Source organism: Chitinophaga tropicalis, from assembly GCF_009758205.1.
In the GTDB taxonomy this organism is placed as follows: Bacteria; Bacteroidota; Bacteroidia; order Chitinophagales; family Chitinophagaceae; genus Chitinophaga; species Chitinophaga tropicalis.
In genome coordinates this window covers 311,670-324,000 of the sequence record NZ_WRXN01000008.1, presented here as the reverse complement: position 1 = coordinate 324,000, position 12,331 = coordinate 311,670, and the positions used below count along the sequence as shown (strand labels likewise).

Genomic DNA, 12,331 nt, shown 5'->3' with positions numbered 1-12,331 from the left:
AAACTGTTCTAAGGCCTTTTTCTTGAGGCCGTCGTAATCAAATTGATCATTCTTGCTCATAAAAAGAAACTTGTGTTAAAGGTCAGGAAATTATTTTAACCTTTGACACAGTTCATTTTACAGTCTCGGCTGATCTAAAAGGATCAGCCCCGCAGGCCTTATCTTATCTGATAATATCACGCAAACTTATACTTCACAATAAACACCAGCTCCTCCATATCATTCAATAACGGCAATGGAGCTGCCAGCGTAAACGAAGTATCCAGGTCAATAGCCATTGTCTCATTCAGGAAAACCGACCATTCCGGCTTCGGATTAAGATCAAACGGGGTTGCATTAAGCGTAAAGCTCACCGATCCTGGTGTGTTCTTAAACCTTGCCAGCACTACTACCTTCTCAATCTCATTATTAAACGGCTGCATGAAATAGGCAATATAATGCTAAGTTCTGTCTTTTCATCCATTTTAACTTGGCAAAGTAGAATTAAACATAGATTATAAAAGATATTTACCATGGTTGCAAGGGAAATAATAATACGCGGTTCATCTTCTAACGTCTTAAATGTTCAATTGTTAGATATTTTAAGATGCATCGATGAAGGAGAAACGGTTTGGTCGCTTTTATGGATAAGGGCAGTGGGATCGAAGGATAATTCCAATGTTTTGGAATATGAAGAGTTGGTAAATGCTTCATTAGCCGGAGTTGTATTAAGTTGGCAGGACTTACTTGCTTTAGCGAATCAATTTGACCAAATAATAGAAGTGCTTATTTGTGGAAGTGAAAACAAAGGAGTTTTAAGAAGGTTCTCTACTGATGACGAAATGGTTCGGAATTGCGAATATGTTATTGAATTGGTAGATTCTTCATATTGGTTAATTAATTCAAAGGATCATGAGGTGATTGAAAAAATGTTGAAATCCTTAGATGGCGCAGAATTCTCTTTGCCTGGTGAATGATTTTTTGGTTTTGTGACTAGGCTACCCGTTCAACATTACCTGCTGGTTATCCGGAAGATGCAACGACAAACCCTAATACTTATCTGGCAAAACTGAATAAGAATACCGCTAAGATAGGGCCTTCATTAGTGCTGAGAGTCATGGCAGGAGATACTATTCAGGCGGTTGCAAAGGCCTTTTATCAGAATGCCGGCGCCAGCCAGTCTGCCGCCACTGCTGAAGAAATGGTGATAGCTGCTATTTCTGCTTTCAGCACAGGAAATCTGACTGAAGGAGTTCATGCCGCTCTTGGCGTTAATGCTCCCATTGCCAATAACTTTACAGGAGATGATTACCAGGTCTTAAAGAATACAGATCCGTTACAGAACCTAAGTGATAAGCCTAAAGCTTATTTGAATTATGTTCTGTTCGATGATCAGTTTAAAATGGTGAATGAGAATAGTGGGGTCAGGCAGGTACAGGGTAGTCCGAACGTTATTCAACCGCTGGAAACCGGAAGTTTGGTGATAAAGAAGACAGGATTTATTTATATTTATTCCTCTAATGAAAGTGCAGAAGACGTGTTTTTTGACAACCTGGTGGTCGTACATAATAGCGGGCCGTTGTTGGAAGAAACACATTATTATCCGTTTGGGTTGACAATGGCTGGGATAAGTGCGAATGCCTTGAAAGGTAACAGTTACACTGAGAATAGGTTGAAATATAATGGGAAGGAGTTACAGAGTGGAGAGTTTGCGAATGGAAGTGGACTAGAGTGGTATGATTATGGTGCGAGGATGTATGATCAGCAGATTGGGAGGTGGCATGGCATTGATGCGAAATCTGAAAAGTATCAGGCTATTTCTCCTTATAACTATGCCTTAAACAACCCTGTGATATTTGTAGATCCAGATGGGAAAGATGTGCGTATTAGCATTAATAGAGAAACTGGGGCTATAGAGCTCTCGTCAGATATTTACGTTTTTGGTCAGAATGCTGGATCCAAGGCTGAAGATTACAACAAAGCTGCCTCTGGATTTAAAGGATTTAGTGGTTCCTATACGGATGAAGATGGTAATGTATGGACTATCTCTATTAAGATGAATTTTAAAGTTGGGACAGATGAAGACAGGAAAAGAATAGAGGAAGCGGGTAGTGGTGCTGCGGCAGAGAATATGCTTGTTCTTGATCCGCTAAAGGATGGGGCGAGCAATGAGGCAATCAAGGGGCCTGATGGAAGAGCAGAAATTAATTATGAACAGAAATTGGAAAAGCGAAATGGTATAAATATGGTTGTAGGGAGAGAACTCCTTACCTCACGAAAATCAGTACTAAAAAGTACTAGTATTTACTATTCATCAGCCTTGGCTGCGCTTCATGAAACACTTCATCAATATGGGTTGAGTGATAGATATGCTGGGAAAAACGGATTGAAAGAAACTTCTGCTAATTATAAAAATGACATAATGGGAGATGCGCATCAGCTATCTAACGCCCAAGTGAGCCAAACTCATTATAATAATCTGGGACAGAAAATTTTGGAATTGAGTAAGGCAAAGCAAAGCGATAATTTTATTTCAAATGTTGTAGTAGATTTGGATCAATATGGAAAACTTAAAGGGCAGTAAATTTCTTATAGAAAAGCTGAGTATTCAGCTGTTAATTTTGATGACAGTTTTTACTTCTTGCGACTATAAGTTATTAGTTCACAAAGATCGGGTATTTAATACCAGAACTGGCTATTTGTTATTTCACAATCGCCAAAAATACTTCTTTCCAAGTAAGCATATTACAGGAAATGACTTTTTTACAGCAAGACTTAAGGAACCTGGTTACCTTATATCTTTTGATAAAGAAGAAGATTTACTTTATCAGATTGGAGAGAAGTACGTAATAGATTATGAATATCAGGATAAAAGCATGAAGGTCTTTGTAAGAGATTCTATGGTTATCCTCCCGGTAATAATTGGATCAATTCCTTATAAAGAAAAAAGTGGTAGAGGGAAGGGAGAATTAGTTATTAAATTCAATAATAAGATAAAAATTTTGGATTATTATACTACGAATAATGAGTCTGTTTGGTCAGTGTATCCAGTTCTTAAACAAGATATTGAAGAAAGTTCGAAGTTTTACAATTAGCAAAAATTTATCAAAAAAATAGAAATTATCGATTGGAAGAGAGAGTTTGTAACTGAGTTATGGCTAACATAGACCGGGCTGACCTTTTTGGGTCAGCCCAGTAGTTCTTATCTTATCCAATAATATCACGCAAACTTATACTTCACAATAAATACCAGTTCCTCCATATCATTCAACAACGGCAATGGAGCTGCTAATGTAAACGAAGTATCCAGGTCAATAGCCATTGTCTCATTCAGGAAAACCGACCATTCCGGCTTCGGATTAAGATCAAACGGCGCGGCATTAAGCGTAAAGTTCACCGATCCTGGTGTGTTCTTAAACCTTGCCAGCACAACTACCTTCTCAATCTCACTATTAAACGGCTGCATGAAATAAGGCAACCTCGTTTTAGCGATCTGCATACTGACAGTACCGGTCTTTTTCAGCAGGTTCCAATCATCCGGCATATCATACCGCAGGTTCAGCGCCAGGTGAAGGCCGGTCTCATTCAGCTCCTGGCCAATCTCTGCGAGTTTATCTTTCAGCGTATTGGCAGCCAGCGTCTTTAAAGTACTGCCTCCTTCACGGGCAGTATATTTCAGATGAATGATCACATCGGCAATGGTGTTGTAATCAAACAAACGAACGCCAGCCGGCAGTTCCAGCCGCCACATACCAATAGCTCCTGTATATTCAAAAGGCAGGTAACGTTCATCACGGAAATTCAGCTCAAACAGGCCGCTGTCATTCTGAGCATTACTGGTGGCGATAGACTGTATAGTACCTATATTGTAAACAAAACGGTCATCATTGCCTGGAACTTCCTCATAAGCCGTCTTATCATCAGTAAACCCAACAGCTTTGGCTGTGTTCTTACGGTACCTGTTATTGACAAGAGAAAGCCTGGCGCTGACAGATGTATACGGACCGGCAATACATGGCAGCGTAATGCTGACTGCCTTGATACGACGGAAATAATGTCCCGGATGGTCCATATCAAAGAGCGCTTCCGGTACCTGGAAATCACATGCTCCGGTAGCACGCAGGCGTATAAGCGCCAGTGGGTCCAGTTGGGCGAGTGAGATATGCTTGGTGATCTCATACTCACGTTTGTTGGTATCCAGGTAACTGGCTTCCATTCGCTTCAGGTCATAGAACAACTGATCTGCGGTTTGCAGGCCCTTCTTCAGGTTATCCCAATAGCCAAACTGCAGGAAGGTATTTGTATTGCCCAGTTCATGCTGATAGCAACGCTCTGCTTTCCTGGCAACATCATAAGCCAGCTTGTAGGCTTTGAAGTAAACAGCGCTGATCTTACCTATCATCCACTGGTAAAGTTCCTTGTTCGTGAACTTCTCCTTCATGAACTCATCTGTCTTCTCGTTGTTCTCTATCTGTTGCTCCTGGCTCTTCACATCAGCCTCTGTTATATCAACCCTTATTTCAGCAGCTGCTATCTGCTGATCGATCTGTTTTATTTCCAGTTTAGCCAGTCTTTCCTGCAGCTTCCAGTCACTGTACCGTCTTTCAAAACCTCCCAGTATAGAAGCCCTGTTGGCTTCATAGCACGCTACTCCGCTGAGTATGTTCAGCACAGCTGTAGCGGCATTGGCGGCGGTAGCCAGGAAGGTGCCTCCAAAGGTGACGTCCACCGCCGGAGAACCGCCAAAACCATGTCCGCCCAGCGCAAAATCAGGTATCAGGCCTAATATGGCGCCGGTAGCCTGTACTATCTGTGCTGCCATCTGGAAGTCGTGCGCTTCAGAAAGCTTATCCAGGTTAAGCTGTTCACTGGGACTGATATTCTCAATGGCTGAAAAGTAAGCGTCCCGTTCTTCCGTGATGGCTTTGGTACGGTTAAGCACTTCTATCTGCTGTTTAGCTTCTTTCACCTGTATCTTCTTCATGTCCAGAATGGTCTTGAGCAGCTTCAGTTCCAGGTCGTTCCGCAACAGGGCCAGCGCTTCAGCATCTTTCTTTTCCAATGCCTGCAGGAGCGCACTCCCCAGCCCGCGTACTTCCTGTATCAGCTCAGTCGCTTTCTGCGACATGATATTGAACCGGTAAATAGGCAGCGGCGCATTCAAACCGGCGATGACACTGGAAAGGTCCAGCCCTGCAGCAGCGGCACGTACCAGCATACCGGGGTCTATCGGCGGAGCAAAGAGCGCCAGCACACGTTCCACACCATCAATATTCTGGGAATTGCGGATCTTGAACAGACGGTCTGCTATCACATCCCACCAGGCCAGCATCTGATCGTTCTGCGGAATGCAGAAATACAGGCTGGACATGGTAATGGGCGGAGGAGGCAGCTCTGCCCCGCCATGCGGCAGAACAGATAGGTCAGGCAGCAGGTTCTCAAATTCCAGCAAGGCATTGCCAAAGGCATCTAGTTTTGGTTCCAGCTGGTTATATGTCTCATAAGGCACTTTCACCGCCGGCGGAATAATACGGGGCTTAGGCCCCAGCAGCTTATCCGCCAGTATATACATCTGGGTGGCCTGCGTAATAGATTCCATCGTATCCTGCCTGAACAGGTTATCACCCCATTCCACCAGGTTCTCAATATATTTCATCAATGTAGCCTTCTGGTAGGCAACAGGACGGAAGCGCGCCACCACATGAGGCATGAATGGCTTGGTGCGCCACTGGTCAATGGCAGCTTCCAGTTCCTTGATCTCCGGTGTATTGGGATCAGCCACACTGGTAAGCAGGTTGTCTATACGCTGCTCCAGGTACTCGGGCGTAAGCCGCTGATAAAAAGGCTTTGTAACCCAGTACTTCTGCGGCGGATTGCCTTCCAGTGCACCCGTAGGATTAAAGATATAATGGAACCACACCAGCGCTTCCTCAAACCGCTGGTCCCTGCTTAGCCGCGTAGCCAGCATCATGGGCGTGTGGTAGAAAAGCTCCCAGTTATAGCCGCTGTAACTGCCATCACTGTTAAAGTCTATGTCTTCTATGGGTAGCGGGCCAGGCACAAGCACACCGGGTTTATAATAGTTTTTAAAATCGAATTTGGTAACGGTCAGCTGTGTTTCCCGTTTCATCAATGCAGGAATACCATCCTTGTAAAGGGTTTTCCGCAGCATACATAAAAGAGGATGATAGAAATTCCGGAACTGCTCTCCATACTGGAGCGTTTTATATACCTTCCATTCCTTCACAATATCCTGGAAGTCAGGATCGGCTATCAGCTTGGCTACCAGGTCTGCCGCCGGCATACCGGGATTTTCCTTTACGATCTGTACATACTTGTTGTAAAGCGCAATAACAGCTTCCAGCAGTTTCAGTACATCCGTATACGTTCTCTTTACCGTAATAGGTTTACCTGTTTGCGGGTCCTTATCCGTTCCATAAAAGCCCGGTACTATCACATAGTTATGCTTACTGTCTTCAAAGAAATAAGGCAGCAATGTACCCAGCAGCACCTTGATACTTCTGCCGCCCGCGTCAGTGACGTTGGCCAGTATCTTCTTCATGATGATCTGGTAAAGCATGGCCAGCATATCTATCCAGGTGAACTGATGCGGATAGCTAAGCCTGAAAGTGCCCGGCGTCTCCTGCAACAGATCAAAGAAATTGAAGAAGAGGAAAGCATTACGAACAGAGAGGGCGTTATCCGCATCTTTATTCAGTTCCTTATACCTGTCAGAACCCAGCAGGGTATCTTTGAAATCCGGGAAGAAATCCGGAAACCAGTTAGGTTTGGCGTCAGTAAGCTCGGGATATCCCTTACAACCCGCAAGGTTAAAGAGCCCATCCATATAATGATACTCTTGTATATTTTCTGTGTAGGTATGGAATACCATGATCTGCTGAGAGAACTCAAAGTACATGAGGTTATAGGCGTCCTGGTCAAACTTGTCTGTTGTAAAGTAATCCGGCGTCATAATGCCCGTCCGCGATACTCTCTTAGGCTGCCATTGCTTATTGGCAAACTGGCTGATAGCTATCTGTATCTTCAGCTTGCGCTCTACCTTCTTCATGTCCTTCGGGGCGCTTTCATTGGCAGATACACCGGGAATGGTAACCTGGTGGTTGTCGTTGGGAATTTCCGTGAAAATAGGCCAGGCCAGGCAGAGGCGGTGATTGTGCACAAAAGCCAGCAGCTGGTTGCTGGTAATGTCCAGGTCTACTTTCTCCCACGGGCTCCAGTAGCGTTCCTGCTCAAAGCGGCGATAATAATAAGAGGCCGGATCGCCGGTCTTGGTGCGGGCAAAAACATGCAGTGTATAAATATCTGCCTGGTAATATTCTGCCACTACTTCCAGGAAGGCAATATCATCCAGTTTTTCAAGATAACGGATCAAAGCATCTTCTGTAGTGAATTCATTCACTTCGTCCTGCAACAGCTGCTCTTCCATTTCAGAGAACAGATAGGACTTATCATCCAGCAGCTCAGGCTCAATCCAGTTCTCCGGGTAGAGGAATACTTTCCTGTTGGCTTCCCATACACGGTAGTTCTTCATCCATTTCCACTGCTCCCAGCCGGAATCAGTGTTCCTGTCTGCCGCAGCGGTTGGCTCCAGTCCCATCAGGCAACGCTGTACAAACAGCTGTATGGTGCCATGAGCCTGTACTATACGGGAGGAAGGCATGATGGCTTCCATCTGGGTGTCTACAAGGTAATAGTCAAACAGGTCATTAGGGCTCTGTATACCAGCAGTAGTGGCCAGCAGGTAAGCTACCAGGGCATCCCGCTTTTTAGGCCGCACAGTGTTCATGACCTCTTTGAGTGTATCCAGCCAGAGATCTTCTTCGTAACGTGCTTTCAGCGTCATGCGCAGCTGACCCGTATCGGTCATGGTAAGCACCGGTTTTATAAATTCCTTTGCAACGCTGGCCGTTGTACCCAGTATGCGCAGGTCCTGCATAGCAGTGGCCAGTTTCAGCCAGGTAGAAATATTATGGTATTGCGCCAGGTCAGGATTCGAAAATCCAAAATAGAGGTCCGCATCATCCAGCACATCGCGATCATATCCGTTAAGCAGGGCAAAGGCATCCAGCCATTGCTGGCGGGTAGTTGCCCCATTCTGGAGTAGGGCAATGAGGGAAAAGAAGGTCAGCGGATTTTCCGCATCTCCCGGGTTAGGTACCGGAGTGAGGGTATTCAATAAAGAGAGGAGTTGTACAAAACTTTCCCATACCGTATAGGTAACAGGTGTCTGCGACCCGGCATATGGAATACTGTCCGGCTCCATCCATCCCATAGAAGCATTGTTGTTGAGCAGCCAGGCTATAGTGTCCGGGTCCTGTTTCAACACTTTCAGCAGGGGGAAGAGCTTATGCAGTAACCTGACAGCATTGTATTGCTGTATAAAGCCTGCCGGAGTGATAAGAGGAGGTGCCGGAGGCTGGTTCACCTTATCTATAAGTGTATCAGATAGCAATATATCCCGCAGAAAAGCCGTGCCGGGAGCCGGTTGCTTCAACCTGGCGCTGCTTAATACAGCAGTGACAAGATCTTCCTCCGCCTTGAAGGTGCTGGCCAGGGTAGTGGTCAGCAGATCTGTTTTGTCTGCCAGGAAGAAGTATTCTGATAAAGCCGTGAAGATAGCTTCCATAAACGCTTTCCGGGCTGCCTCCAGGTTGGCCGGCAGGGCAGTGGTGATAGCCGCCTGCAAAGCCTGTATATTGGCAATAACAGCCGGCGCAAAGAATGGAAGCAGCTGATCGCTGATATAAGTGGCAGCAACAGGGTCCGGCGGACTAGCCCAGGCATCGTCCGCCATTTTCAGGAAGTTGTTCACCGTCTCCTCCGTAAAACCGGGTAATTTGGCCAGTCCGTTCTTCAGTGGCTCTTTCAGCTCGTCAGCAGAAAGAAGCGCATCATAAGGCGATTTATTGGTATTAAATGCCTGTTGATAGCCTTGCTGTATACTGTTCAGGAAAGCCGTGATCTTATCATCCGCAATTTCCAGCTCAGCCAGGTTATCAGCCTCATGACGCAGCATGTATTTCACTTCCGCAGGTTTTAACGGAGAACCTTTGGCTATATTGATATGATTGATGAAATCTACAGTAATAGAGGGCAGACTGAAAACATCCAGCCCTGTCAGCGTAGCGTACAGGAGATAGTCGCTTACAGAAAGCTTCAGCTTCCTGCACAATCTTGCAACAGCAAAGAGATGACTGAGATTGGCAAACGTCAGGTCCGTATTGGCCATCGCTCCGGTAATACGGGTAAAGTCCTGCGCAGAGAGTTGCAGGCAGGCTGCAAGACTGGTAGCATGACTGGCTAACGTGGTACTGCCATTCACCAATGCAGGTAACAATGTCTCATCCAGGAAACCGGTGGTTGCCTTATTCAGGAACACCTGCTGATAAAGCGGTTTTACCGTAGAACCAGGGATGGCTGTATGAGGTATCTCCCCATAAAAGCCTATCAGCTCCTCCCGTTTAATACCAGTAATCTGGTTAATGGTTTGCAGTTTGGAAAGCGCCGTCAGGCACGGATCATCCAGCTTCTTATCTCCCAGTTTTTTCTGCATGATCACCTCATTCAGTATCTCCTGCTTCCACCCCGTAAGTTTAACCAGCCTGAGAAAACGGTGTATCCGGTCAAGAGCAGCATCGTCCAGGTTGGCAATCTCCTTTTGCGTAGTATCGCAACCGGTATCAAGATGCTGTATAAAGAGTTTGTTGTCAGGGTTTATAAAGGAGAGGTTCAGCAGTGTATCAAGACCTGCATAGGTCAGCCCGGTCTTCTGCAGCATATTGTCAACCACTTTCATATAGTTGACAACGTTAGGCGCTCCCGTATTCCAGTAAAGCTCCTGGTTGGCAGCATCGGCGGTAATGATCAGGTTACGCTCTGCCTGTGTCAACCCCAGTATTTCAGCTGCTATGGCCTCTGCAGGAGGTACTGCGCCTACCTGCAGGTCCTGCATCAGCTGAGCCCTGCCAATGCCGAAACGGGAAAAGTATGCCTGGGCTTCTGTATGAGCAAGATCGAACGGGAGACTGAATGCAAACTGTTGTGTGCTTAAAAGATTATATGCCTGTTCATTCACATATTCCGGCGCCGCCGCCAGCTCCTCGGCAGAAGCAAAGGTCTGATGCAACAGTTTTACCGTCCACTGGTTGGGGGCTACGGGAGAGAGCTTGCATACTACACCCTCGTCACGCAGGTAATAAGCCGGGTTGATGACAGCGTCCAGCGGTTCATACACAAGCGCATTGGCAGTAACAGGTATCTTATTCGTATTCAGCAAAGTTTGCAAGGCAGGCGGTATCTTCCCATTGGCCAGCGCTCCATTGTAGACAATGCCGGGGTCCGGGCTGATGGCTTCTTCCAGCAACTCGCAGACAAGATCTATATAAGGCAGCGGAGTATTGGCATTCTCACAACCCAGATCTATCTCACCCAGATCCGGCCTTCTTTCAAAGAGCACATCTTTGGCTATCCGTACCGGGGCATTAGGGTCTACATCCAGGTTCCTGACAGTACGCTTGTCCAGGTACTGTAACAGCTCCACCAGGTAGGCGGCCGGACTGTACACAGAACGGCAATGCTCACATGCACAAAGATCAGAAAGCTGGAAAAGGGTCTTGAGATTGGGAAAGTCTTTGCTGATAGCTTTCAGCTTGAGGGACAGCGTCTCTACATTCAACGCGGCAACCTCCATACTGCGGATAGTATCCTGCAGATCTCCCGCTATGATCATAGAAGCAGCCTGTATATTACTGGCCTTGTTGTAAATGTTCTCTGCTTCCTTGCGCGATATACCGGAGGCCGGGGCAACTTCATTGATGAAGCGCGTTTCACCGGTAGCTACTATGCTCTGAGCGGAATGTACCTTCCTGGACAATAAGGCATTGGTCTTGGAATAGTTTGGCACAAGTTTGAACACACGTTGTATGGACTTCAGCTCTCTCAATACAGGTTCCGTAACGGTAGCGTCCCTGCTGCCTTTTTCCCGGAAGAAGGTATCTATATTGGAGCGCTGCAGATCAAAATCTTCGTTTTCAGTCAACAGTTTCAGGATAGCATCATGATGTGCGCCGGTCTTCTCTTTGGCACGCTCAAGCTGCGCAGTATATGCCATGGTAGGGTACTCCGCCTCCATTCTGCGGGAGAGGGCAGAAGCATGCACTTTAATAAGGTCAGGCTCTACGCTCAGGTCCCTGGTAGACTGTGTAAGCACATCCCTCCACCCGGCGCTGTTAAGCTTAGCCAGCTTTTTGATATCCTCCGGTCTGTTTATCTTTTGCGATTGCGCTACAGTATTGATGATCTTATCATTAAAACCCAGTACATCCGCCAGCGCCAGGGTGATCTGCGTACGCTTTTTATCTTCTTCCGTAGCAAAAAAGCTGGCAGAGGTAATAGCATCCAGGAACTTAGTATAATCCTCCCTGTTAGTATCAAAGAGCTGCTGCATTTCTCCCAGTTTGTCCTTCATCAGGAAATTGGTCAGCGTAGCTGTGATCCTCCGCATCTTTTCTTCCTCTTCAAACTTCCTCGCTTCATCACGGTACTGGCTGAGCATAGCCATTATCTCCCGCAGCTGCCCGCCTACACGCTCCGGGATGATCATCTCCCTGATGGCCGTCGTAATGTCTGTACTGACCTGCTTTTCATCAGCCAGGGCCACATCATACAGAATAGGTTTATCTTCAGAATTAACGTCTATCTGCACACGGGCATTAAATGCCCTGTTAATGTCCAGTTTTAATAGCGTGTCTTTACGCAGCAGCCCATAAAAGAATGCAGCGTCTATTTTCGAAAGCGCCTGCAGCCGGTGTGAAACAACAAGATAATGGAGCCGGATCGCCGGAACTCCTGTTTCCTTTGCCAGGAAAGTAATGTCGCGTAACTTCGTCTCTTCATGTAAAGTGGTAAGCGGAATATTTTCTATAAGGGGAGCCACTGTACGCAGCAGGCTTTCAAATTCATTTTCCCGGGGTTTAATAGCTACCCTGATAATGATATCCACTTTCTGCACAGCAGGAGCATTGAAAATGATCTCATCTACCGTCGGCTCATAAAGCACCTGCTTGCCGGTATTATCATAAGCCTTTACAGAGAGGTCCGCATATTGTTTTTCTGCCCGTTGAAAAGAGGTCGGACTATAAAGCACTTCATATTTGCCTGCTTCATCAGTCAGTTTCTCTCCCAGCAGCTCTTCATTGCGCAGGTCGCGGTCAAAGGTCCTGATCAGTATATTGGGAACAGGATTGCCCAGTGCGTCTCTTACGGTACCATATACCTTGTAAACGATGTTAGTTGAAGGTATCATTTTATTGGGGTTTAAATATGAATGTTA

Annotated in this window: 5 protein-coding genes; 3 read left to right on the top strand and 2 right to left on the bottom strand. The window is 46.1% G+C overall.

Annotated features, from left to right (window positions below; genetic code table 11):
- Nucleotides 1–176: 176 nt before the first annotated feature.
- On the bottom strand, nt 177–422 hold the full coding sequence (locus GO493_RS19140; protein WP_157307836.1) for a hypothetical protein: 246 nt from the start codon (nt 420–422) through the stop codon (nt 177–179).
- 90 nt (nt 423–512) lie between these two features.
- Here GO493_RS19140 and GO493_RS19135 point away from each other — a divergent pair, with 90 nt between their 5' ends.
- The 3 genes from GO493_RS19135 to GO493_RS19125 all read left to right on the top strand — a co-directional run bounded on the left by GO493_RS19135 (nt 513) and on the right by GO493_RS19125 (nt 3,074).
- The gene (locus tag GO493_RS19135) at nt 513–956 is read left to right on the top strand and encodes a hypothetical protein (RefSeq protein WP_157307835.1); all 444 of its coding nucleotides are present in this window, start codon (nt 513–515) and stop codon (nt 954–956) included.
- A 140-nt stretch (nt 957–1,096) separates the two neighbouring features.
- Entirely contained in the window at nt 1,097–2,563 is a 1,467-nt protein-coding gene (locus GO493_RS19130; protein WP_157307834.1) for an RHS repeat-associated core domain-containing protein, read from the top strand.
- Nucleotides 2,541–3,074, top strand: a complete 534-nt coding sequence (locus tag GO493_RS19125; protein ID WP_157307833.1) for a hypothetical protein — start codon at nt 2,541–2,543, stop codon at nt 3,072–3,074. Before GO493_RS19130 ends, GO493_RS19125 begins: the two co-directional genes overlap by 23 nt.
- Nucleotides 3,075–3,199: 125 nt before the next feature.
- On the opposite strand, the gene GO493_RS19120 is transcribed toward GO493_RS19125, so the two are convergent.
- Nucleotides 3,200–12,304: a Tc toxin subunit A-related protein gene (locus GO493_RS19120; protein ID WP_157307832.1), complete on the bottom strand. Its 9,105-nt coding sequence runs from the start codon at nt 12,302–12,304 to the stop codon at nt 3,200–3,202.
- Between the last annotated feature and the right edge of the window lie 27 nt (nt 12,305–12,331).